General features: G+C 63.8%; 28 protein-coding genes. 24 read left to right on the top strand and 4 right to left on the bottom strand.

Annotated elements, in window-relative coordinates; all coding sequences use genetic code 11:
- Positions 1-108 precede the first annotated feature (108 nt).
- The 16 genes from HNP71_RS09920 to HNP71_RS09845 all read left to right on the top strand — a co-directional run bounded on the left by HNP71_RS09920 (position 109) and on the right by HNP71_RS09845 (position 12598).
- Positions 109-456, top strand: a complete 348-nt coding sequence (locus HNP71_RS09920; RefSeq protein ID WP_183266760.1) for a flagellar basal body rod protein FlgB — start codon at positions 109-111, stop codon at positions 454-456.
- Between the two features lie 19 nt (positions 457-475).
- Positions 476-928: a flagellar basal body rod protein FlgC gene (gene flgC, locus HNP71_RS09915; RefSeq protein ID WP_183266759.1), complete on the top strand. Its 453-nt coding sequence runs from the start codon at positions 476-478 to the stop codon at positions 926-928.
- A 1-nt stretch (position 929) separates the two neighbouring features.
- Positions 930-1610 carry a flagellar hook assembly protein FlgD gene (locus HNP71_RS09910; RefSeq protein ID WP_183266758.1) on the top strand — a complete coding sequence of 227 codons (681 nt, stop codon included), beginning with the start codon at positions 930-932 and terminating at the stop codon, positions 1608-1610.
- Entirely contained in the window at positions 1607-2812 is a 1206-nt protein-coding gene (locus HNP71_RS09905) for a flagellar hook protein FlgE (RefSeq protein WP_183266757.1), read from the top strand. The genes HNP71_RS09910 and HNP71_RS09905 overlap by 4 nt, the downstream gene beginning before the upstream one ends.
- A 3-nt stretch (positions 2813-2815) precedes the next feature.
- A complete protein-coding gene (locus tag HNP71_RS09900) occupies positions 2816-3559 on the top strand; it encodes a flagellar hook-basal body complex protein (protein WP_183266756.1) in 744 nt (247 codons plus the stop codon).
- A gap of 40 nt (positions 3560-3599) precedes the next feature.
- Positions 3600-4394: a flagellar basal-body rod protein FlgG gene (flgG, locus tag HNP71_RS09895; RefSeq protein ID WP_183266755.1), complete on the top strand. Its 795-nt coding sequence runs from the start codon at positions 3600-3602 to the stop codon at positions 4392-4394.
- On the top strand, positions 4391-5074 hold the full coding sequence (locus HNP71_RS09890) for a flagellar basal body L-ring protein FlgH (protein WP_183266754.1): 684 nt from the start codon (positions 4391-4393) through the stop codon (positions 5072-5074). The genes flgG and HNP71_RS09890 overlap by 4 nt, the downstream gene beginning before the upstream one ends.
- A 62-nt stretch (positions 5075-5136) precedes the next feature.
- Entirely contained in the window at positions 5137-6186 is a 1050-nt protein-coding gene (locus tag HNP71_RS09885; RefSeq protein ID WP_343062384.1) for a flagellar basal body P-ring protein FlgI, read from the top strand.
- A gap of 1 nt (position 6187) precedes the next feature.
- Complete coding sequence (locus HNP71_RS09880; RefSeq protein WP_183266753.1) at positions 6188-7075, top strand: glycoside hydrolase family 73 protein; 888 nt, start codon at positions 6188-6190, stop codon at positions 7073-7075.
- Positions 7072-9009, top strand: coding sequence for a FlgK family flagellar hook-associated protein (locus tag HNP71_RS09875; RefSeq protein ID WP_183266752.1), 1938 nt, complete (start codon positions 7072-7074; stop codon positions 9007-9009). Before HNP71_RS09880 ends, HNP71_RS09875 begins: the two co-directional genes overlap by 4 nt.
- Before the next feature lie 9 nt (positions 9010-9018).
- A complete protein-coding gene (locus HNP71_RS09870; protein ID WP_183266751.1) occupies positions 9019-9486 on the top strand; it encodes a flagellar basal body-associated FliL family protein in 468 nt (155 codons plus the stop codon).
- A gap of 4 nt (positions 9487-9490) precedes the next feature.
- On the top strand, positions 9491-9769 hold the full coding sequence (locus tag HNP71_RS09865; protein WP_183266750.1) for a flagellar biosynthetic protein FliO: 279 nt from the start codon (positions 9491-9493) through the stop codon (positions 9767-9769).
- A complete protein-coding gene (fliP, locus tag HNP71_RS09860; protein ID WP_183266749.1) occupies positions 9762-10451 on the top strand; it encodes a flagellar type III secretion system pore protein FliP in 690 nt (229 codons plus the stop codon). Before HNP71_RS09865 ends, fliP begins: the two co-directional genes overlap by 8 nt.
- A gap of 2 nt (positions 10452-10453) precedes the next feature.
- Positions 10454-10729: a flagellar biosynthetic protein FliQ gene (locus HNP71_RS09855; protein ID WP_183266748.1), complete on the top strand. Its 276-nt coding sequence runs from the start codon at positions 10454-10456 to the stop codon at positions 10727-10729.
- A complete protein-coding gene (locus HNP71_RS09850) occupies positions 10720-11487 on the top strand; it encodes a flagellar biosynthetic protein FliR (protein ID WP_246344169.1) in 768 nt (255 codons plus the stop codon). The genes HNP71_RS09855 and HNP71_RS09850 overlap by 10 nt, the downstream gene beginning before the upstream one ends.
- Positions 11480-12598 (top strand): EscU/YscU/HrcU family type III secretion system export apparatus switch protein, encoded by a 1119-nt coding sequence (locus HNP71_RS09845; RefSeq protein ID WP_183266747.1) that lies wholly within the window; start codon positions 11480-11482, stop codon positions 12596-12598. Before HNP71_RS09850 ends, HNP71_RS09845 begins: the two co-directional genes overlap by 8 nt.
- A 9-nt stretch (positions 12599-12607) precedes the next feature.
- Here HNP71_RS09845 and HNP71_RS09840 read toward each other — a convergent pair whose 3' ends face one another.
- Together HNP71_RS09840 and phaR are read right to left on the bottom strand one after the other, a co-directional pair.
- Positions 12608-13147, bottom strand: a complete 540-nt coding sequence (locus HNP71_RS09840) for an ankyrin repeat domain-containing protein (protein WP_183266746.1) — start codon at positions 13145-13147, stop codon at positions 12608-12610.
- A gap of 122 nt (positions 13148-13269) precedes the next feature.
- Positions 13270-13866 (bottom strand): polyhydroxyalkanoate synthesis repressor PhaR, encoded by a 597-nt coding sequence (gene phaR, locus HNP71_RS09835; RefSeq protein WP_183266745.1) that lies wholly within the window; start codon positions 13864-13866, stop codon positions 13270-13272.
- Positions 13867-14176: 310 nt separating this feature from the next.
- Here phaR and HNP71_RS09830 point away from each other — a divergent pair, with 310 nt between their 5' ends.
- The 6 genes from HNP71_RS09830 to HNP71_RS09805 all read left to right on the top strand — a co-directional run bounded on the left by HNP71_RS09830 (position 14177) and on the right by HNP71_RS09805 (position 20111).
- Positions 14177-15367, top strand: a complete 1191-nt coding sequence (locus HNP71_RS09830; RefSeq protein WP_183266744.1) for an alpha/beta fold hydrolase — start codon at positions 14177-14179, stop codon at positions 15365-15367.
- A 54-nt stretch (positions 15368-15421) separates the two neighbouring features.
- A complete protein-coding gene (locus tag HNP71_RS09825) occupies positions 15422-16594 on the top strand; it encodes an acetyl-CoA C-acetyltransferase (RefSeq protein WP_183266743.1) in 1173 nt (390 codons plus the stop codon).
- 171 nt (positions 16595-16765) lie between these two features.
- On the top strand, positions 16766-17476 hold the full coding sequence (locus HNP71_RS09820) for a CoA transferase subunit A (RefSeq protein WP_183266742.1): 711 nt from the start codon (positions 16766-16768) through the stop codon (positions 17474-17476).
- Between the two features lie 2 nt (positions 17477-17478).
- Entirely contained in the window at positions 17479-18120 is a 642-nt protein-coding gene (locus tag HNP71_RS09815) for a CoA transferase subunit B (protein ID WP_183266741.1), read from the top strand.
- A gap of 190 nt (positions 18121-18310) precedes the next feature.
- The gene (gene rho / locus HNP71_RS09810) at positions 18311-19585 is read left to right on the top strand and encodes a transcription termination factor Rho (RefSeq protein WP_183266740.1); all 1275 of its coding nucleotides are present in this window, start codon (positions 18311-18313) and stop codon (positions 19583-19585) included.
- A 49-nt stretch (positions 19586-19634) separates the two neighbouring features.
- Positions 19635-20111: a hypothetical protein gene (locus HNP71_RS09805; protein ID WP_183266739.1), complete on the top strand. Its 477-nt coding sequence runs from the start codon at positions 19635-19637 to the stop codon at positions 20109-20111.
- On the opposite strand, the gene HNP71_RS09800 is transcribed toward HNP71_RS09805, so the two are convergent.
- Both HNP71_RS09800 and HNP71_RS09795 read right to left on the bottom strand, forming a co-directional pair.
- Positions 20108-20959: a prephenate dehydratase gene (locus tag HNP71_RS09800; protein WP_183266738.1), complete on the bottom strand. Its 852-nt coding sequence runs from the start codon at positions 20957-20959 to the stop codon at positions 20108-20110. The two genes, HNP71_RS09805 and HNP71_RS09800, sit on opposite strands and share 4 nt — an antisense overlap.
- Complete coding sequence (locus HNP71_RS09795) at positions 20956-21690, bottom strand: 3-deoxy-manno-octulosonate cytidylyltransferase (RefSeq protein ID WP_183266737.1); 735 nt, start codon at positions 21688-21690, stop codon at positions 20956-20958. The genes HNP71_RS09800 and HNP71_RS09795 overlap by 4 nt, the downstream gene beginning before the upstream one ends.
- Positions 21691-21780: 90 nt before the next feature.
- Here HNP71_RS09795 and HNP71_RS09790 point away from each other — a divergent pair, with 90 nt between their 5' ends.
- A complete protein-coding gene (locus HNP71_RS09790; RefSeq protein ID WP_221246776.1) occupies positions 21781-22749 on the top strand; it encodes a c-type cytochrome in 969 nt (322 codons plus the stop codon).
- The gene (locus HNP71_RS09785) at positions 22697-23518 is read left to right on the top strand and encodes an inositol monophosphatase family protein (RefSeq protein WP_183266735.1); all 822 of its coding nucleotides are present in this window, start codon (positions 22697-22699) and stop codon (positions 23516-23518) included. The genes HNP71_RS09790 and HNP71_RS09785 overlap by 53 nt, the downstream gene beginning before the upstream one ends.
- The last annotated feature ends 5 nt before the right edge of the window (positions 23519-23523 follow it).

Here is a 23523-nt window from a genome sequence, read left to right as displayed (position 1 = left end):
CCCGCCGAGTTATTCATGTTTTCATTTACGAGTTTTTAACATCGCTACTCTACAACCTCCACATGTAAACAATGCGGCTGGGACCGCAGCGAGAGGCGTAGAGTGGTCATGCAGATCGGATTTCTGGATTTCTACAGCGGCGTACTGAATGTCCGGCAGGAGCGCTCAGATTTGATCGCCAATAACATCGCCAATGCGGACACGCCGAACTATCTGGCCGTGGACGTTCCCTTCGACTCAGCGCTGAACGCCGAACTGGGACACGAGGACAACAGCACAGCCCCGCAATACCGGACAGATGGCGTAGTCGGGATGAACGGTAACGATGTCTCTCTGGATACGGAACGTGTTGAAGCCGCCGCCAATGGCGAGGCAATGCAGGCGTCCTCCACTTTTCTCCACCAATCCACAGCCGACTTGGTGATGGCGCTGCGCCCCAACCCCTCCGGCATCTGAACGCGCAAAGGCATAACGCATGAGCTCAGATATTTTCAGCATCGTCGGCAGCGCCCTTGATGCCCAGAACATGCGCATGGGGGCCATTGCGTCCAACCTGGCCAATGTCGACTCCATCACCCCGCCCGGGCAGCAGCCCTATCGCGCACACGAGCTGGTATTCTCCGCCGCCCCCTTGGCAGGTAGCGACTATAACGGCACCGGCACCGACCTTGCCGAAGGAACAGATAGCGCCGATCTCGGCGTACAGGTGGCAAACACAGTGCAGAGCAACGCCAACCCCGTGCAGAAATACGATCCCGGCAATCCGTATGCAAATGCGCAAGGCTACGTCACCGGCTCAAATGTTTCGCAGGTTGATGAAATGGTCAACCTGATCGACAGCACAAACTCCTATTCAGCCTCGGTAGCCATGCTGGAGCAAACCAGCCGCATCGACCAGCAAATGATCTCCAGCTTCCAGGTGTCGTGACATGACCAATCTGTCTACAACCAATGCTACCACAACGGCTTCGGTCGCAGCCTCAACCACCGCCTCCACATCCAACTCCGGCTCCGCGGCCAGCCTGACGCAATCGGATTTCCTGCAATTGCTGACTGCGCAGTTGAAGTATCAATCCCCCACATCCCCGGCGGACCCGACGCAGATGGCCTCCGAATTCGCAGCCATCTCCACGGTCAACGGCATCGACTCGCTCAATACCAAACTTTCCAACCTCTCCACCAGCACGGGCGCTGCCCAAATCGCGCAGGCCTCATCGCTGGTGGGCAAACAGGTGGCGGTTACGGGCAACACACTCATTTCCGGAACGAATGGTACCGCCGACGGTGCGTTCAACCTAGCCGGCGCCACCAAGAACACCACCGTCACAATCATGAATTCCGATGGCAGCATCGCCACCACGCTGAACCTTGGCGCGCTCTCCGCCGGACAGCAGGATTTCTCTTGGAGCGGCGGCACGGCTGGCACCAGCTATACCTACAATGTTACGGCATCAGACAGCACCGGCGCCGCCGTCACCACCACGCCATATACTGTTTACACCGTGCAGGGCGTGAATCTCTCCAGCACCTCGCCCACGCTCAACGTGGCTGGTTCCGCGACCACCATTCCCGTTTCCTCTGTTCAAACCGTTCTTGGAGCCTCCTCATGACTATGCAAACCGCCCTGTCAGGTCTGCTTGGCGCGCAAACCGGCCTCAACACCGTTTCCAACGACCTTGCCAATGCCAGCACCACCGCGTTCAAGAGCCAGACGGCTCTATTCGAGGACGTATACCCCGCCAATGCCACCAACATGCCGGGCATCGGCACTGCCACCGAGGGTATCTCCTCCGACCTAACCCAGGGCAATCTCACCGCCACTGGCAACTCGCTGGATGCGGCGATCCAGGGCAATGGTTATTTCATCGTCAGTAATAACGGCACGCAGCAATACACGCGTGACGGTGCATTCCAGCTCAGCTCCAACGGCACGCTGGAGACGCTGAACGGCGCCACCGTGCAGGGTTATGCCGCCACCACCGGCGGTGCGCTTTCCGGCACACTGGGCCCCGTCACCATCAACACCGGCTCGATGGCCGCTAACGCCACGAGCAATCTGGGCGTCACGCTCAGCCTCAACTCCGGGGACACCACGCCCACAACCACACCCTTCAGCGCGTCGGACCCGTCGAGCTATAACGAAACCACTTCGGTGGTCACATATGACTCACTCGGCAACGCCAACAAGACGCAGCTTTATTTCGCAAACAACGGCTCCAACCAGTGGACGGTATACGCTCAGCCCCAACTGGCCAACGGCACCAGTGTTGGCACACCGCAGACGCTGACAACCCTGAACTTCACCTCATCCGGTGCGCTATCCTCCGGCAGCCCGGCGACACTCAGCGCGAACTGGGGCAATGGTTCCGCCGCCTCCAACGTCAACATGAACTTCACTGGCAGTACGCTGGCGGCGCAAAGCTTCTCGGTGGCCGGCCTGACCAATGACGGCTACGCCGCCGGCAGCTACAGCGGCACCACCATCTCCAGCAACGGCTCGATCAAATCCACCTACTCCAACGGCCAGACGGTGAGTGCAGGCAAGCTGGCCCTCGCCAATTTCATCAATGCCGAGGGCCTGACCCCGGCCACCGGCAATCTGTATACGGCGTCCTCCACCTCGGGGCAGCCCGTGGTCAACACGCCGGGCACCGGGCTGGCTGGCACACTTGCCGGCGGCGAGTTGGAATCCTCCAACGCCTCCACCTCCTCGCTGCTCGTGTCTCTCATCCAGTATCAGCAGGCGTACCAGGCCAATACCTCGGTTATCCAGACCGAGCAGAGCGACGCCCAGCGCCTGGTGCAGATCTAACCCATGCAGACGGACTCCCTCTACACCGGCATGGCCGGGCTGCAATCCATCACCGCGCGCATGCAGGCGATGGCCAGCAACCTGGCCAACGCGCAAACCCCCGGTTACGCCGCGGTGCAGGCGATGACGGAGGCCTCTCTCTACCAGGGGACAAATGCCCCGGCGGGCGGGGACGCCACCGCCCTCACCCCCGGACCAGACCTCACCCAAGGCGCACTAAACCGCACAGGCGACCCCATGAACGTGGCGCTCAGCGGCGATTCCTGGCTGCAGGTGCAAACCGGCAACGGCACGGCGCTGACACGCAACGGCACGATGCAAGTCTCGTCCGACGGTATCCTGACCGACTCCGCCGGTAACCCGATCCTTAGCACCGGCGGGCAACCCATCAGCCTACCGCAACTCTCCAAGCTGGAGATCGGCATGGATGGCACCGTGTCCGGCGTACCGCTCTCCAACCCCTCCGGCCCAGCGCAGACTTACGGGCAGATCGGCTTGGTCTCCACGCCGTCCGGCACGCTCACCCCACTCTCAGGCTCACTCTACAGCCCGCCCGCAGGTGTCACGCTCACGCCCTCGACCAACGGTACCCTGCATCAGGGCTATCTGAACGACAGCAACGCCGACCCAACGCAGAGCATGATCGAAATGATCGACTCTAGCCGCTCCTACCAGCTGCAAACGGACATGATGAAAACCCAGTCCAGCGCAGCCCAAGGACTGAACACCTTGCTGGCGCAGGGATGACCAAAACCATGCCCGCCATCTTTGCCAACGGAGCAACCGCATGAACCACGCGCTGGATACGATCGCCACCGGCCTGACCGCGAGCCAGACGATGATGGACACGATCGCCGACAACCTCTCGAACGTGAACACCACGGGCTTCAAGTCCGAGACACCGGAATTCCAGACCCTGCTGTACCAGGACGGAATCCAGCCCGGCGCCAACTCCACCAGCCAGACCGTTTATCCCTCGGGGCTGGAACTCGGCACCGGCGTGAAGGTCGCCTCGATCAAGGACACGCTGACCCAGGGCACGCTCACCAGCACCGGCAACCCGCTGGACCTCGCCATCAACGGCACCGGCTATTTCCAGGTGCTACAGCCCAATGGCCAGACGGCCTATACGCGCGACGGCTCCTTCCAGCTCAACCAGTCCGGCCAGCTCGTCACCTCCTCTGGCTATCAGGTTATCCCCGGCGTTACCGTCCCATCCAACGCCACCTCGGTCACCATCGGTACCGACGGCACGGTCTCCGTCACCACGCCGGGCTCCTCCACCGCTACACAGATCGGCCAGATCCAGCTCGCCAGCTTCGTTAATCCGCAGGGCCTGCAACCGTTGGGCGGCAATCTGTTCGCCTACACCACCTCCTCCGGCAACGCCATCACCGGTTCGCCGCAGAGCAACGGGCTGGGCTCCGTCAACCAGAGCTATCTCGAATCCTCGAATGTGGACGTGGTACAGAGCATGGTGAACATGATCTCGGCCGAGCGCGCCTATCAGCTTGGCACGCAGGCCGCCAGCGCCATCGACAACCAGCTCAACTACCTGGCTCAGGCCGCCGCCGGCGCATGAAGCCCCTGCCCACCCTCGTCGCCCTGCTGGCACTTGCCGCCTGTGCCACCAAGCCGCCGGGTCCGCCAGCGCTGGTGGCCCCGGCCTCGTTCCCCGTGGACGTACAGCCACAACAGCAGGTTACCGACGGGTCGGTTTTCCCGGTCGCCACCTCCGGTTCGCTCTACGAACCCCGGCGCGACTGGCGAGTGGGTAATCTCGTCACCATCAACATCGTCACCAGCAGTACCGCCAATAATGTTGATGACGCCGCGCTGAAGCGCACCGGCAAACTCGCCGATTCCATGACCAGCTTCATGGGCGTGCCTATGAGCTTCGGCCATATCAACGGCGGCAGCCTGGAGCCCGAGGTCAACGCCAATTCCGACCAGGAATATACCGGTGCCGGGACCAACACAGCCGCCAACAACATCAGCGGCCAAGTGGAAGCCGTCATCACCCAGGTTGATCCCAACGGCACACTCGCGCTTTCGGGCAGGACCAATGTGAACATCAATGGCAATGTCATCAGCATTGTCGTCACCGGCTATGCCAGTCCCGAGGACATCACCGCCAACGCCACCATCAGTTCAAATCAGGTGGCCGACATGAACGTGCAATATGTCGGCAATGGGCCGATCAACGGTGCGCACGACGTCCCCTGGCTTCACCAGATCCTCAATAAGGTCTCTCCATTTTGAAACCGCACATTCTCCTCCTTGCCTGCACAGCGGCGTTTTGCGGATTGGCCCTGGCGGCACCAGTGGCTTTGGCTGACAGCACCACCATCGGCCAGCTCGTCACCGTGGCGGGTGCGCCCACCAACCAGCTTTACGGCTACGGTCTCGTCGTGGGCCTGGCGGGTACGGGGGACCAGACAACCCAGGTGCCGTACACGCAGCAGACCATCCTGAACATGCTGCGCAACATGGGCATCTCCATGACCAACGTGACCACCATGCAGCCCTATGACGTTGCCTCGGTGATGGTCACGGCCGAGGTTCCGGCCTTCGCCCATGCCGGACAGCATGTCGATGTCACGGTCTCCGCCATCGGCAACGCAACCTCCATTGCCGGCGGCGTGCTGCTGCCCACGCCGTTGCGGGGCGGCAATGGGCAAGTCTATGCCCAAGCGCAGGGGCCTCTTCTGGTCAGCGGTTTCGCCACCTCGGCTGGCGGCAATACCACCAGCGTGAACGTACCAACGGTAGGCAATCTGCCCGGCGGCGCGATTCTCTCCAATACCATACAGGCAAATTACAATATCAACGGCAACTCGGCCCTGCTGCTGGATACGCCAAGCTTCGAGACAGCCCAGCGCATCAGCGATGTCATCAACGCTGCCTATGGTGGCAATGCGGCCTCGGCGGCCTCGCCCGGCGAGGTCGATATTAATGCCAATGGCCAAAACCCTATGCGCTTCATGGCCAATGTCCTGTCCCTGCCGATCACCACGCCACAGCAACCGCCAACCATCATCGTGGATGCCCAGAGCGGCACCATCGTGATGAACGCAGGCGTGAGCCTCGGCCCCGCCGTGGTCAGCCACGGCGACCTGACCGTGAACATCCAGACGCAGAATGCCGTGAGCCAGCCTGGGCCGTTCAGCAACGGCGTCACGGTTGGTGTGCAGAACACCGTGGTTAGTGCCAAGCAAGGCAAGGCCCAGGTCATCAACCTACCGCATGCGGCCACGCTGCAAGATGTGGCGGCGGCACTGAACGCGGTCGGTGCCTCGCCGTCCGATCTCATCGCCATCATCGAGGCGCTGAAGCAGGCTGGCGCGATCAACGGCAACATCAAGGTAATCTGAGATGCTCCTCTCCGCACCACATGCTTTTGGCAACGCCACACCGCAAAAGCCAAGCTTCTCCACCACGGTGGAGCATGTGGCTGGCATGCTGTGGTACGAGATGCTCTCCTCCATGAACGAGAACGGCATGTCGCCCGATGCCTTGGGCGCGGGCGGTGGCGATTTCCAGAGCATGTTCCTATGGAATCTCGCCCAGAACGATTTCAGCAAATACGACAACGGCCTGCTGACCGCCACCACGCGCCAGATCGGCGGCGGCGCCAGCGAGGCTCCCGCCACCGTATCCGCCGCACCCATGCCGCTTGCCACCGCGCTGCCCAGCGCCGGAACCGGAACGGTCAACGCCACCATCCAAACGGAAGCCCTGGAAGCGGCACCGGAAGTCACACAGCCCGCCACGGATCTGGTGACCCAAGCCAAGAACTTCGCCAAATCCGTTTGGCCGCAAATCACCCAGGCGGCGCAGGCTCTGGGCGTGCCGCCGGTAGCGGTGCTGGCGCAAACGGCGCTGGAAACCGGCTGGGGTGCCGCCGCGCCGGGCAACAACATCTTCGGCGTGAAGGCGAGCGGTGGCGAGTCCGGCACCATGCGCGCCACGCATGAGGTGATCGACGGCGTGCTGACACCGCAAACCGCTAGCTTCCGTAATTATTCAGACCTTGCCGACAGTATTTCCGATTATGTCGGGCTCATCCAATCCGGTTTCTCCACCGCCACTGGGCAAAACACGGTCGCCGGCTTCGCCCAGGCGCTGCAATCCGGCGGCTACGCGACCGACACGAATTACGCCTCCAAGATCGTCAACATCGCACAATCCCCGCTCATGGCTCAGGTTCTGCAAGCCATTGGCGGCACTTCCTCAATCGCAAGCACGGCAGGCAAACCATGACCGGCATCAACAGCGCCATCTCCACCGCCCTTTCGGGACTCGATCTGTTCGAGGCCGGCATTTCCACGGTCTCCAACAACATCGCCAATTCCACCACCTCCGGCTATGCGGCGGAGAGCTTGAACGCCACCACCGCGGTGGGCGCGCCCAATCAGCCGGGCAGCGGCGTGCAGACGGCACAGATCGTGCGCGCCGCCAGCGGCTTTGCCGCGGCGCAGCTGCGCAACGCCAACAGCGCCAATGCCGCCGCCTCGTCGCAATCCACGGCGCTCACCAGCCTCTCCAACGCGCTAACCAATAACGGCGACGTACAAGCCGCCACCAACCAGTTCTTCGAGAATGTCAGCACGCTGGCTTCCAACCCCACCAGCACCGCGCAGCGCCAGACCGTACTCTCCGACGCCCAAACCGTGACCAGCTCCTTCCAGAGCGCAGCGCAGAATATCGCCACCGCCAACGCATCGGCGAACGAATCTCTCTCCACCGGCGTCACCTCGGCCAACAATCTGCTCAACAAGCTTGCCACCATCAACAAAGGGCTGACGCAGACACCCCATGATCCCTCCCTGCTCGACCAGCAGCAATCGGCACTGAACTCACTCTCGCAATTCCTGCCCGTGACTACCTTGCCGCAAAGCAATGGTTCGATGATCGTCACCACCGGCGGCACGGTGCTGCTCGACCAGAGTGGCCCCCAGGCCTTAGTCACCAGCACCACAAACTCCGGCACGCCCACCATTACCGCCGGCACCAATGCGGTACCCGTCACCCTCACCGAAAATGACGGCAGCCTAGGCGCCGCCATCGGCAACATCCAGTCCGGCAATGCGGCATTGCAATCCCTGGACACGCTGGCGGCCGTCTTTGCCGGTAAGGTGAACACCTCGCAGGCCGAGGGCCTTACGCCCAGCGGCGCGCAAGGCCAGGCGCTGTTCTCGGTTCCCGCCCCCAGCGTGGCCGCCAGCAGCAGCAACACCGGCACCGCCACAGTCAGCGCCGCCATCAGCGATAGCAGCGCCCTGCCCATCGATGGCGGGCCTTTCCTGCTCAGCTACACCACGGCCAATGGCTGGGCGGCAACCGACCAAGCCAGCGGCCAGAGCTACAGCGCCAGCGGCACCCCGCCGACGCTCGCCGGCATGGCTCTCACCATCACCGGCACCCCAGCCAATGGCGACCAATACACGCTCAACCCCTCGCCCAATGCCGCCGCGGGCATCAGCGTTGCCGCCACCCAGGCCGGCGGTATCGCCGCCGCCGACCCCTATGTGCCCACGACCGGCGTGCTGCAAAGCGATGGCTCGATTACCAACAGCAATGCCGGCACAATCACCACCGGCACCGACACCGTAACCAGCACCCCGGCCAGCAACGCAGCAGTGATTCCCGCCAGCTATTACGGGCAGAATCTGCAACTCAACTTCACCTCATCCACCAGCTACACGGTGAGCGTCGCTGGCAATACCACCCCCGCCATCGCCAGCGGCACGCTGGGCAGCAATGGCGGCAATATCGCCATCACCTACCCCAACTCCGGCGCGGCATCGGGCCAGTATTGGCAGTTGCCCATCACCGGCACGCCCGCCAGCGGCGACACCCTTACCCTTACCCCCGGCGACAGCTCCAGCGGCAGCAATGCCCAGCGCATGGCCACACTCTGGAGTACACCGAGCGCCACCACCGCTGGTACGCTGGAGCAGGCCTTTGTTGGTCTATCCACTGGGCTAGGCGCCAATGCCTCCGCCGCGCAGAATCTGGCTACCGCCACCTCCACGCAAGTTTCCACCGCCACCACCAACCTGCAGACCGTGGCCGGGGTGAATACAGACCAACAGGCCGTAACCCTGACCAATTACCAGCAAGCCTACCAAGCCGCGGCCCAGGTCATCAGCGCCGCGCGCACGATGTTCGATTCCCTGCTTCAATCCGTCTAAGGTTTCATCATGAAAAAAATCATCCTCATCGCTGCTGGGGCTGTGGTGTTGCTGGCCGGAGGTATTGGCGGCACGGTCGCCTTTCTTACCCTAGGCCACCATCACAACGCAGCAACCCCAGCCGCCCCAGCACCGCCCAAGCCGATCTATTTCGCTCAGTTGAATGATGTCGTCGTAAGCGTTCCCGCAGACAGCAATGATCCGGCCAGCAGCTACATCCAGATCACACTGCAATTCTCAACCTTCGACCAGAATGCCGTCACCACCTTCACCAATCTGCAGCCCATCATCAAGGCGCAGGTCATCAACCTGCTCATGTCGCAGACGGCAAAATCTCTTACCGACCCCAGCACGCATGACGCGTTGAGCAAAAACTGTCTCGACATTGCCAATACGGTACTGAACAGCGCCGCCAACTACACCCCGCCCAACCCGTTCACCGCCGCCTACATCACCAACTTGGTCGAGCAGAACTGAACCGATGGACACGGCAAGCCTGAGCAGCGCCGCCTCCAGCATCGCGGCATTGCTCGTCATCCTCTTCGTGCTGGTTGGGGCTGCGTTCCTGCTGCGGCGGCTGCGCGGTACGGCATGGGGGCAAAAACTCAACGCGGCCACCCAGCCCATCAGCGTGCTGGCCACCCGCCAGCTCGGCGCTCAGCACAGCCTCGTTATCGCCGAAGCCGAAGGGCAGCGCTTCCTCATCGGTGTCAGCCGCGGCGGTATCACCGCCATCGGGAGACTCTGTGGCCATGACTAGCCCCGCCGCGCTCACCATCGTCAATGCCCTGGCCGCCAACGGGGGCGAGTCCTACTCGCTCAACGTGCAGAGCCTACTGGTCATCACCACACTGGCCTTTCTGCCGGGGCTGATCCTGTTGATGACCTCGTTCACCCGCATCATCATCGTACTCTCGGTGCTCCGTCAGGCCTTGGGGATGCAGACCACGCCGCCTAACATGGTGTTGGCCGCGCTGGCGCTGGCGATGACCGTCTTCGTGATGCGCGGCGTTATTCAGCAGGAGCAGGATAAGGCACTCAACCCCTATCTCTCCGGGCAAATCACCTTCTCCCAGGCTGTTACCGCTGCCGAACCGCCGATCCAGGATTTCATGCTCGCGCAAACCCGCAAGGCACCGCTGCATCTTTTCGTGGATCTTTCCGGTGGGCATTACGCGGACCCGAAATCCGTTCCGTTCACCGTGCTGGTTCCGGCCTTCGCCACCTCCGAGCTGGAAACCGCATTTCAGATTTCCTTCCTCATCTACATCCCCTTCGTCCTCATCGATCTTGCTGTTGCCTCCATCCTCATGTCGCTCGGCATGATCATGGTCTCGCCGACCCTAATCTCGCTGCCACTGAAGCTGCTGATGTTCGTCTCCATCCATGGCTGGGTTCTGGTTCTGGGCACACTCGCCAACAGTTTCGTGGGAGGGCATTAACCATGCCGCTCTACATTAAGCTGCTGCATGAGGCGATGGGCACCGCCTTCAATGCCACGGCGCCGCTCATCCTGATTCTAGTGTTGGTGGGCCTTATCACCTCGCTGCTGCAAGGCGCGTTGCAGATCGAGGACGCCACCTTCGCCTTGCTGCCCAAAACCTTTGCCTTAATCATCCTCGCACTCACCGGCGGTTTTGGTGCGCTCAATATATTCGAGACCATGGCTACGCTTTTCATCACTCACGCCCCGACGCTGGTGCGACAGTCATGGTACTAGACCAAGCCCAGATCATGCTTTGGCTCGGCCATTTCCTGTGGCCGTTCTTGCGTATCACTGGCTTGTTCCTCACCGCACCGCTGTACGGCTCTGCCATGATTCCCTCCATGGTGAAGTCCATCCTCGCCGCCGCATATGCCGCTGCTCTGGCCATGTGGCTGCCCGACCTGCCGCCCTTCCCGGCCGATCCGTTCAGCGCAATTTACGCGGGCATCGTACAGATCGCCTATGGCGCGCTACTGGGCATGGTGATGCAGATCGTCGTCACCGCCATCGCCTGCGCGGGCGAAATCGCTGGCCTCTCCATGGGTCTCTCCTTCGCCGAACTTCAATTCCGCGAATCCTCCGGCATCACGCCGGTCCTTTACGACGTCATGCTCTGGGCCGGGCTGCTCGGCTTCATGGCGGCGGGTGGTCCGCTCTGGCTGTTCTCCGCCCTGGCCCATTCCTTCGCACATGGCATCGGCGTGGCGCCGCTCTCCTCCTGGGCCAGCCTCGCCGGGCTGGGGGGCACATTGTTCAGCGCGGCACTGGGGCTGGCGCTGCCGGTGGTGGCTGTATCGCTCTGCGTCAACCTCACCGTGGGCCTCACCACCATTTTCGCCCCGAGCATGAATCTGCTCTCCATCGGCTTCCCGCTGCTCATCCTAGCCGGGCTCTGGGTCACCACCGCCAGCCTTCCGGCCATCGGCCCGGCGGCGGCGCACCTCACCACCACCTGTATGGACGCGGTGACCGCGCTGCTGCCCCATGGCTGAAGACAGCGGCGACAAACACCACGCCCCAACCGAGCGCCGCCTCGCCCAGGCCGCCGAACGCGGTGACGTCCGCCGCTCAGCGGATCTGCCCAAGGCCGCGGGGGTCGTCGTCATCACGTTGCTGACACTGGGCGCCGCGGCGGACATCGGCGCGCATCTGCAAGATGACTGCGCTGCCTGGCTCGCTAGTGCCGGCACCTCCAGCCCCGCCGCCGCCGCCAGCTGGAGCGGCGAAATGTTCAGCGCCATCTTCCCGCTGCTGGCGCTCATCGCCGCCATCGCGCTCGCCACCAGCCTGGCCTCCGGCGGCTGGGTCTTCGCGCTGCAATTGCTCAAGTTCGACGCCTCGAAGCTCATGCCCCAGACCGGGCTGGGTCAGATCATCTCCAAATCCAGCTTTGTCGAAACCGGCAAATCCATCGTCAAATTTGTTGTCATCGGCGGGGTGGGAGCGCTGTCCATCTGGCTGCGTGAGGATGACTTCGTCGGCCTCGGCTTTTTGCCCTTCCCCAATGCCGGGCCGGTCATCGGCATCACGTTACAGGTTATCACCGCCATCTGCATGGTGCTGGCATTGTTCGCGGCGGGCGATCTGGGGCTGCAATACTGGCTGCACCGGCAAAAGCTGAAGATGTCGGACACCGAGATCCGCGAGGAAATGAAGGAAGCCGCTGGCAACCCGCATGTAAAGGGCCGCCAACGCCAGCTGGCGCGGAAGATGGCCCGCGCCCGGCAGATGAAGCGCATCCCCGAGGCGTCGGTCATCGTCACCAACCCCACGCATTACGCCTGCGCCATCCGCTACCGCCGAGGGTCGGACAAAGCCCCGATGCTGCTTGCCAAGGGCGTGGGGCTGCTGGCGCAAGAGATCGTCTCACGCGGCCGGGGGCTAGGTATTCCGGTGGTGGAGGCTCCGCCTCTGGCCCGCGCCGTGTACCGGCATGTGGAACCCGGCGAGCATGTGCCGGTGGCGCTGTACCGCGCCTGCGCCGAGGTTCTGGCCTATGTGTGGCGCATGCAGCGCTGGCGCTCGCAGGGCGGCACAAAGCCGACCCCACCTCCCATACGGGAAGGCGAAATCGAGGTCTCACGCTGGACACCCGAAAGCTGAGCCGTTGGCTCAGTTCTTCGGGTCGAAACCCAGGAAGCCTGCCTGCGGATTGGGCGTGCCCTTGTTCCCTATCGCGGCGGGAGCCGCATGATGCGGCACCGGCTTAGGCGCCACGGCATGGGGGGCGGGAGCGGGGTTCGCTTCCTTCGTCTTCCCCTTATGCACCGGCGCCGGCGCGGGGTTGCCTAGGGTCCAAGTCGGCCCCACCGGGCCAGACATCCCGCCCATCTCGTTGCGAGTCTGCAGCAAGAGGAAGGTGATCGTATTACGATTCAAAGAAATCGACAGATCAAGCGGCGTTTCCCCGAACTGGTTCTTCGCGTTCAGGTCCGCGCCACGGCCCAGCGCATCCTGCGCGCCGCTATAGTCGCCCTTGTTGATCGCGGTGAACAGCGCGGCCGTCGGGTCGCCCGAGGCTGGCTGCTGCATTTTCGGCCCCGTGGCCAGAGGCGCTCCGGCACCGGCACCCGGCACTGCGGGGGGCGCGATATCCGGGGTGCGAGCCTGCGGCTGAGGCGCGCCGCCGCCGCCCATCGATATCTGCGCCAAAGCAGGTCCGGCCCCCAAACACAGGACCAGACCGAGGGCCGTAGAACGAAAATGTCTCATACTCAGATTCTCTAGCCGATGCTCCCAGGGCCGTCCATGCGGCCCCGGGGCCAGGGTAAACCTTATTTGTTCTGGCCGCGCAGGGCCGCCAATTCCTGCTGCAGCCGCTCCACCTCGGCGCGCAGGTTGGTGATTTCCTCCTGCGCCTCCTGGGGGGCTTTCGCCGCCGGGGTTTGGGCCTGTTTTGCCTCGCCTTCCCGGTAGAACGGAGAGAACAGCGCCATGGCGCGCTCCATCATCTCCATGTTCTTGCGGCCGACTTCCTCGATCCCCGGCGGCATGAAGGGCCCAAAGGTCTTGCTCACCGTGGCGCGCACGCTCTCCTGCTGGCGGGCGAGGTTCTCCATCGCCTGCTCGAAATAGCGTGGCAACATGTTGGGAACGTTGCTGCCGTAAACACCGATCAGCTGGCGCAGGAAGTTCGTCGGCATCAGGGCGTTGCCCTTACCCTCTTCTTCCACGATGATCTGAGTCAGCACGCTGCGGGTGATATCCTCGCCGGATTTCGCGTCGTAAACCACGAAATCACGGTCCTTGCGGACCATTTCCGCCAGATTGTCCAAGGTTATATAGCTTGAACTTTCGGTGTTATAGAGCCGCCGATTGGCGTATTTTTTAACAACCACGGGCTGTGTCTTGGAATCGGCGCTTTCGGTCATGAATTTTTTTCTTCCATCCCATTTTCGCCGGTTTGCGGCGAGACGTTTTTATTCAAACACGAAATTTGTGCGTTGCACAGTGTACTGGCGCATTACACTTATGGCGGATTTTTCCAGGCCGCGCTAGGAGTCGCCGGCGGGCATGCAGGGGCCGAATGTACGATGGACGACAACCTTGCCAGGGATTTCATAGTCCTATGGCAGAGCGAGCTAACCGCCATGGCGGCGGACCGGGAACTGCGCGAGACCTGGGCCTCGACCTTGGCGTTATGGGCGCAGGCGGCAAACGCTGCCGCTGCGTATTTGCCGCATGACCACTCGCCGTCCGGAAGCCCCAGCGCCGCTCAGCCGGCGCGGGCCTCGGCCACTGATGCTGCATCTCAGCCTGGCGTGGATGAGGTCGAGCAGCTCAAGCGCCGCGTCGCTGAACTGGAACAGCGTCTGGGCGAATTCCTGGCCAGACAATCCCCCCAACCCGGCGGCCCAGCAGACAACTCTTGAGGAGATCCTGCGCCGGGACCGGGCGCTGATCGCGGGCATCGCCGCGTATCGCAGCGCCCCTTATATGCGTGAGCTGCGCCCCCCGCCGGCCATCTGGGAGGAGGAGGAAACCCAGCTGCTGGATTACGGCGGCACAGGCCCCTCCGTACTGTTCGTCCCCAGCCTGATCAACCGCGCCTACATCCTGGACCTGATGGAAGGCGGCTCCATGCTGCGCTTCCTCGGCACCCAGAACCTGCACCCCTATCTGCTGGACTGGGGCTGGCCAGGCCAAGTCGAGCGCCAGTTCTCCCTGACCGACTACATCGCCGGACGGCTTGAACGCGCCTTGGCGGCCATTCCCGGTCCGGTCATTCTGGCCGGATACTGCATGGGCGGGCTGCTGGCCCTGGCCTCGGCGCTCCGCGCCCAGCAATCCGGCACCGGCAAAGTCCGCGCGCTGGCCCTGCTCGCCACGCCGTGGGATTTCCACGCCGCCGACGCCACCCTGCCCAAGCGCATCAGCGAGGCGATGCCCGCCATCGAGATGATGCTGCAATTCTCCAGCACCCTGCCCATCGACGCCCTGAACACCCTGTTCGCCATGGTCGATCCCTACGGCGTGGGCGACAAATACCGGGACTTCGCCGCGCAGGACAAAACCCTGCCCCGGGCACAGCGCTTCGTGGCCATGGAGGACTGGCTGGCCGACGGCGTGCCCCTGGCCGCCCCGGTGGCGCGCGAGACGCTTGGCGGCTGGTACGTGGCCAACAACACCGTGCGCAACCAATGGCGCGTGGCCGGCCAGGTGGTGGACCCTGCCCAGCTCGCCCTGCCCGCCTTTTGCGCCATTCCGGCGCGGGACAGGCTGGTTCCCGCCGTCTCCGCCCAGGCCTTGGCGGCGCGGCTTCCCCAAGCCACTATCCTCCAACCCAAGGCTGGGCATATAGGCATGGTCGCGGGCTCCGCATCGGAAACTTCACTCTGGCGACCTTTCGCTGACTGGGTCCACAGCCTATGATCCGCTAGCGCAAAGAGTGCCCGCGCAACGAGTGCCAACCAGAAGGAACAAATAATGGAAGACATCGTCATCGTCTCGGCTGCCCGCACCGCCGTCGGCAGCTTCAACGGCGCCTTCGGCTCCACCCCCGCGCATGTCCTCGGCAGCGTCGCGCTCAAGGCCGCCATCGAGCGTGCCGGGCTTTCCCCCGCCGATATCGACGAAGTCATTCTCGGCCAGGTGCTGAGCACCGCCCAGGGCCAGAACCCCGCCCGCCAGACCGCCCGCCTCGCCGGCATCCCGGACGACAAGACCGCCTTCGGCATCAACCAGGTTTGCGGCTCGGGCCTGCGCGCCGTGGCGCTGGCGGCCCAGCAGGTGCTCTCCGGCGAGTCCAAGATCGTCGCCGCCGGTGGGCAGGAGAGCATGAGCCTCTCGCCGCACGCCACCTATCTGCGCTCCGGCACCAAGATGGGCGACACCAACCTGATCGACACCATGATCAAGGACGGCCTGTGGGACGCTTTCAACGGCTATCACATGGGCGTCACCGCCGAGAACGTGGCCAAACACTGGCAGATCAGCCGCGATGAGCAGGACGCCCTGGCCCTGGCCTCGCAGCAGAAGGCCTCCGCCGCGCAGAAGGCCGGCAAGTTCAAGGACGAGATCGCCCCGGTGACCCTGACCACCCGCAAGGGTGATGTCGTGGTGGACCAGGACGAGTACATCCGCCACGACGCCTCCACCGAGACCATGGCCAAGCTCAAGCCCGCCTTCACCAAGGACGGCACCGTGACCGCCGGCAACGCCTCCGGCATCAACGACGGCGCGGCCGTGCTGCTGGTGATGAGCGCCAAGGAAGCCGCCGCCCGCGGCCTCACCCCGCTGGCCCGCATCGCCAGCTTCGCCACCGCGGGCGTGGACCCGGCGGTGATGGGCTCCGGCCCGATCCCGTCCTCCAAGAAGGCCCTGGCCCGCGCTGGCTGGTCGGTCGCCGATCTCGACCTGGTCGAGGCCAACGAGGCCTTCGCCGCCCAGGCCTGCGCCGTGAACAAGGATCTCGGCCTCGACCCCGCGAAGGTGAACGTGAACGGCGGCGCCATCGCCATCGGCCACCCGATCGGCGCCTCGGGCGCGCGCATCCTCACCACCCTGCTGCACGAGATGAAGCGCCGCGACGCCAAGAAGGGCCTCGCCACGCTGTGCATCGGCGGCGGCATGGGCGTTGCCATGTGCGTCGAGCGGTAACGCTCGCCTGCCTAGTTAAGCGCTAAGCCGCTTCTAGCCTGATTGAGCCCGGAACCGGCAACGGTTCCGGGCTTTTTCTTTGCCGTAGCGGCGGCTTGACAGCCACACCCCTTCGCGGGGATGAAAGCCGTGGCGATCCGTTGAGGCAAACCACGCAACAAGCGAGGAAACATGGCCGTAAGTAAAGTTTACCCCAACGCCACTACAGCCCTTTCCGGGCTGCTGCGCGACGGCATGACGATCATGTCCGGCGGGTTTGGTCTATGCGGCATCCCCGAGACGCTGATCGGCGCGATCAGGGAGTCCGGCGTGAAGGACCTCACCGTCATCTCCAACAATGCGGGCATCGACGGCGTTGGCCTTGGCGTGCTGCTGGAAACCAGGCAGATCCGCAAGATGATCTCCTCCTATGTGGGCGAGAACGCCACCTTCGCCAAGCAATACCTCTCCGGCGAGTTGGAGATCGAGTTCAACCCGCAGGGCACGCTGGCCGAGCGCATCCGCGCCGGTGGTGCGGGTATCCCCGCCTTCTTCACCGCCACCGGCTACGGCACGGCCATCGCCGAGGGCAAGGAGACCCGCGAGTTCAACGGCCGCCATTACGTGATGGAAACCGGCCTGTTCGCGGATCTCGCCATCGTCCACGCCTATAAGGCCGATACCGAGGGCAACCTGATCTACCGCAAGACTGCCCGCAACTTTAACCCGATGATGGCCACCGCCGCGAAAATGACGGTCGCCGAGGTCGAGCATCTGGTCGAGCCGGGCGAGATCGACCCGGATCACATCATCACCCCGGGCATCTTCGTCAAACGCCTCGTCAAGCTCGACCATGTCGAGAAACGCATTGAACAGCGCACCGTGCGCAAGAAGGAGGCGTAATCATGCCCTGGACACGCGACCAGATGGCCGCCAAGGCCGCCGCCGAGCTGCAGGACGGGTTCTATGTCAATCTCGGCATCGGCATTCCCACGCTGGTGGCCAACCATATCCCCCCGGGCATGACCATCCAGCTCCAGTCCGAGAATGGCATGCTGGGCATGGGCCCCTTCCCCTATGAGGGCGAGGAGGATGCCGACCTCATCAACGCCGGCAAGCAGACGGTGACGGAACTGCCGACCACCAGCTTCTTCGACTCCGCCGCCAGCTTCGCCATGATCCGCGGCGGGCATATCAACATCTCCATCCTCGGCGCGCTGCAGGTGGCCGAAAACGGCGACCTCGCCAACTGGATGGTTCCGGGCAAGATGGTGAAGGGCATGGGCGGCGCCATGGACCTCGTGGCGGGCGTGCCGCGCGTGGTGGTGCTTATGGAGCACACCGCCAAGGGCGAGCCGAAAATCCTCAAGCAATGCACCTTGCCGCTCACCGGCAAGGGCGTGGTCAGCAAGATCATCACCGACCTCGCCGTGTTCGACGTGGTGAAGGACAGCTCACCAGGCCTCGTGCTGGTGGAACACGCGCCGGATGTGACCATTGAGCAGATCCGCGAACAGACCCAAGCGGAGTTCATCATCGCCAGCTAACCGAGGGGGCACGCCCCCTCCCTTACTGACTGTAACCCTACCCCGTCTTGACGTTTTTGAGGGAAAGCACCATTAGAGTGTCAGGCCGTCCGTGCCGAGTGCCGCCCATCGTCCAGGGTTGGCGCATTTTCTCACACTCCTATCCGTGTTGCGGCAGTTCTGCCGCGGCGAATCCATCGATTGGATCCCCATGCATCTCGCCGAATTAAAGGCAAAAACCCCGACTGATCTGCTCAACCTCGCCGAGGAGCTTGAGGTTGAGAACGCGTCCTCGCTGCGCAAGCAGGACATGATGTTCGCCATCCTGAAGGCCTTCGCCGAGAACGACCAAGCCATCCACGGCGATGGCACGCTCGAAATCCTGCCCGACGGCTTCGGCTTCCTGCGCAACCCGGAAGCCAACTTCCTCCCCGGCCCCGAGGACATCTACGTCTCCCCCGCCCAGGTGCGCCGCTACGGCCTGCGCACGGGCGACACGGTCGATGGCGAGATCCGCGCGCCCAAGGAAGGCGAGCGCTATTTCAGCCTCGTGATGGTCGACAAGATTAATTTCGAGTCCCCCGAGGCGGTGAAACACCGCATCAACTTCGACAACCTCACGCCGCTCTACCCCACCTCCCGCCTGAAGATGGAAGTGGAGATCGCCGAGCCGACCGTGAAGGGCCAGCAGAAGGACTACACCTCCCGCGTCATCGATCTGGTCGCCCCCATCGGCAAGGGTCAGCGCGCCCTGGTGGTCGCCCCGCCGCGTACCGGCAAGACGGTGATGCTCCAGAACATCGCCGCCTCGATCACCGCCAACCACCCGGAAGTGTTCCTGATGGTGCTGCTGATCGACGAGCGCCCCGAGGAAGTCACCGACATGTCCCGCTCCGTGCGCGGCGAGGTCGTGGCTTCCACCTTCGACGAACCAGCAACCCGCCATGTGCAGGTGACCGAGATGGTGCTGGAGAAGGCCAAGCGCCTCGTCGAGCATAAGCGCGACGTGGTGATCCTGCTCGACTCCATCACCCGCCTCGCCCGCGCCTACAACACTGTTGTGCCGTCGTCCGGCAAGGTGCTCACCGGCGGTGTGGACGCCAACGCCCTGCAGCGCCCCAAGCGCTTCTTCGGCGCCGCGCGTAACATCGAGGAAGGCGGCTCGCTGACCATCATCGCCACGGCGCTGATCGATACCGGCAGCCGCATGGACGAGGTGATCTTCGAAGAGTTCAAGGGCACCGGCAATGCCGAGCTGATCCTTGACCGCAAGCTCTCCGACAAGCGCACCTTCCCGGCCATCGACATCACCAAGTCCGGCACCCGTAAGGAGGAGCTGCTGGTGGACAAGTCCGTGCTCTCCAAGATGTGGGTGCTGCGCCGCATCCTCAACCCGATGGGCACGACCGACGCCATGGAGTTCCTGCTGGACAAGCTGAAATACTCCAAGAGCAACGCCGATTTCTTCGACGCGATGAACACCTGATCGGATAGGGCCGGGAGATTTCCCGGCCCTTTGCGTTTATACCGCACACATGACCCAGGATTTACGCTCTACAAATACCGCTTGGCGCCTCACCGCCGCCGTTCTGGCCGGGCTGGTGGTGCAGCTCGGGGTAAAACTGTTTCACCTCATCCAGCTCCTGGCCTTCCAGGACCTGCCGGACAGACCACCGGGCTTCCAATACCATACGCTGACAATGATGGGCGGCGGCAAGGCGCTGGCTGTCGGGCTGGTTTCAGGGTTCGTCGCCGGAGCCATCGCAAGGCGGCGTGGCGCGCTGGTCGGCACGCTCAACGCCTTGACCCCCTATGGCTTCTACGTGCTGTATTATCTGGGCTTCATCGCCTTCGCCGCCGCCATCGGCGGGCAGAGCGGCTTCGTCAATGGCATGCTCGCCCTGGCATGGCAGAAAATGTGGCTGCGCTACGTGGCGGGCTTCGCCGTAACGCTCGCAGCCTCCATCATCGGCGCCAGCATAGGCGCCGCCCTGCGGCGGGAGAGCGCTTAACCGTTCTTCCGGCGCTGCTTAAGCCGGTAGGGATCCGCCGGATAGGTACCCAGGATCTTGATCTCGGTGGAGAAGAAGGCCAGCTCCTCGAAGGCGTGGCGCATCGCGGGCTGGTCTGGGTGCCCATCCACCTCGGCCAGAAACTGCGTGGCGGTGAAGCTGCCGTTGAGCATGTAGCTCTCCAGCTTGGTCATGTTCACGCCATTGGTCGCGAACCCGCCCATCGCCTTGTATAGCGCCGCCGGCACGTTGCGCACATTGAACACGAAGGTCGTCATCAGGTCCGGCGTGTCCGGGGCCAGATGCAGGGGCTCCCGCGCCATCACGTAGAAGCGCGTGGTGTTGTGCTCGAAATCCTCGACATTGCGGCGCAGGATTTGCAAATGATGCAGTTCCCCGGCCAAGGACGACGCCACCGCCGCATCCTCCGGGTTGTTCAGCTTCTCGACGATCTCAGCCGAACCAGCCGTATCGTACTCCACCACCGCCGTCGCCCCAAGTTCGGCGATCAGCTTACGCACCTGCCCCAGCGCCACCGGGTGGGAGTGGATGCGCTTGATGCCCTCGATCGTCGCCCCCGGCGGGGCGAGCAGGCAATGTTCGATGCGCAGGAATTTCTCCCCGATGATCGACAGCCCGCTCTCCGGCAGCAGAGCGTGCATGTCCGACACACGCCCCGCGATGGAATTCTCCGGCGGCAGCATGGCCAGATCGGCCCGCCCCTCGCGCACGGCCTCCATCGCCCCCTCGAAGGTCTCGCAAGGCAGGGTCTGCGCGCCGGGATAAGCGTTGCGGCAGGCAAGGTCGGAATAAGCGCCGGGCTGGCCCTGGAAGGCGATGATCGTCATGGCGTGGTTCCCAGCAGGCGGCGGGCATGTTCAAGGTCGGCGGGCGTATCCACCCCAAACGGCGCGCCCGGCACGCGGACCACGCCGATGCGCATCCCCGCCTCCAGGGCGCGGAGCTGCTCCAGCTTCTCGCGCTGCTCCAACGCCGAGGGCGGCAGCGAGACGAACTGCCCCAGTGCCTCGCGCCGGTAAGCATAGATGCCAATATGGTGCCACAACGGCCCCTCGCCTCCAGGCACCGGGTTGCGTGAGAAATACAGCGCCGGAGCGACCTCCACCCCCTCGGGGAAGGCGCACACGCATTTGACCACGGATGGCGAAAGCGCCTCCTCCGCGCTGGTCACGGGGGCGACGAGCGTGCCGATATCATAACCCAGCTCCAGCGGGCGTAGAACCTTGTCGAGATAAGCCGGGTCGATCGCCGGCAGATCGCCTTGCAGGTTGATCACCACATCATGCCGGCCGGCCGGGTCCAGCGTATGCAGCGCGGCGTGGATACGGTCGGAGCCGGAGGGCAAATCGGGCTCGGTCATCACGGCGATACCACCCGCGCGCTCCACGGCCTCGGCCACCTCGGCCTCGCAACAGGCCACGGCCACGGGGCCAAGAGCCGCCTCCTGCGCGCGGCGCAGCACATGCACGATCATCGGCTGCCCGGCGATATCCGCCAGCACCTTCCCCGGCAAACGGGTGGAACCGAGCCGGGCGGGGATGAGAATAATCGGTGTCACGTAAGCCTGACCTCTATCCTGCTTGTCGCGCCTGCCTAAAACGCTCTAGGGTCCAGTGCAATCACATTACTAAAGATGTTTGGGGGAACCATGGGCAAATCTGGCAAGGACAGCCTGCTCGGTAACAAGATTGCCGCAGGCGTGTTAACGGCGGGACTCATCCTCTGGGGCGCGAACCGCATCGCCCATATCTTCATCCCCGACGAAGCGCCGGAAAAACCGGCCATCCAACTTGCCGGGCTAACCCCCGCCGCCCCCATAGCCGCCCCCAGCGGCGGGCAGGAATCGATCATCCCCCTGCTCGCCAGCGCCGACGCCGCCAAGGGCCAAGCCTTCGTGCAGCAGCAATGCGCCGCCTGCCATACCCTTAACCAAGGTGGGGCGAATGGCGTCGGCCCCAATCTCTATGGCGTTCTGGGCGGACCGATGTTCGCCCATGCCGGCTTCTCCTATTCCGATGCTGTGAAGGCCAAGGCCAAAGGCAATTGGGATTACGCCAGCATGAACGCCTGGCTGACCTCGCCTAGCAGCTTCGCCTCCGGCACCGGCATGTCCTATGCCGGGATCCATAACCCCCAGACCCGCGCCGACGTGCTTGCCTATCTGCGCACCCTGGCCGCCAGCCCGCTGCCCATCCCCGCCGCGCCCCCCGCAAGCGCCGCGCCGGCCCAGGCTGCCGCCCCCGCCGCCGCTGTCGCCCCGGGTATCGACGCCCTGTTCGCCAGCGCGGACACAGCCAAGGGCCAGGCGGTATTCCAGCAGCAATGCAGTGCCTGCCACAGCATCGCCAAAGGTGGGCCCAATGGCGTCGGCCCCGATCTGTACGGCATCGTCGGCGCCAAGGCGTTCTCGGCCCCAGGATTCACCTATTCCAGCGCCGTACAGGCCAAGGCGGGCCAGCCCTGGACCCCGGATAGCTTGAGTGACTGGCTGAAAGCGCCTAACAGCTACGCATCTGGTACGGCCATGTCGTTCGCCGGAATCAAGAACGACCAGACACGGGCTGATGTCATTGCTTACCTCAACCACAATTCCGACTCTCCAGCCAAACTCCCTTGAGGCCCTGGTGGCCGCGGCCGAGGCGGCGCTCGACGCCGCCGGTGCCGCCATCCGCCCGCATTTCCGGGTCGGCCTCTCGGCGGACGACAAATCCGACGAAAGCCCCGTCACGGTGGCCGACCGCCAAGCCGAGGAGACTCTGCGCGAGCATCTGCTGGCCGCCTTCCCCGATTTCGGGATCATCGGCGAGGAATTCCCCGCCCACCGGCCGGACGCCAAATATACCTGGGTGATCGACCCCATCGACGGCACGCGCGCCTTCATCACCGGCCGCACCACCTTCTGCACCCTGCTCGGGCTGCTGGAAGACGGCGCCCCGGTGCTGGGCTTCATCGACCAGCCGATCACCGGCGAGCGCTGGATCGGCGGACGCGGCGTTCCCGCCCGCTTCAAGGGCGGTTTCGGCGGCACAATCGGCACCCGCCAGAGCGTCACCCTGGCCGAAGCAGAGCTGTCATCCACCGCGCCGGAGATGTTCTCCCCCGAACAAGCGGCCCGCTTCGCCAAGCTGCAAGCAGCGGCCAAGCGCGTCTATTGGGGTGGCGACGCCTATGCCTACGGGCTGCTCGCCCTGGGGCAGATCGACGTGGTGGCCGAATGCAGCCTCAAGCTCTGGGACTGGGCCGCCCTGGCCCCGGTGGTGGAAGCCGCCGGCGGCGTGGTGACGGACTGGGCCGGGCAGCCTTTGCGCCTGGGCGCCGCGGGGGACGTCGTCGCCTCCGCCAACCCCGCCCTGCATACCGCCGCTTTGGCGGCACTGCGCTTGTAAAGCAC

Origin of the sequence: Acidocella aromatica, from assembly GCF_014201825.1 — a bacterium.
GTDB lineage: Bacteria > Pseudomonadota > Alphaproteobacteria > Acetobacterales > Acetobacteraceae > Acidocella > Acidocella aromatica.
The sequence above is the reverse complement of the archived record's forward strand: the minus strand, read 5'-3'. Positions and strand labels throughout refer to the sequence as shown.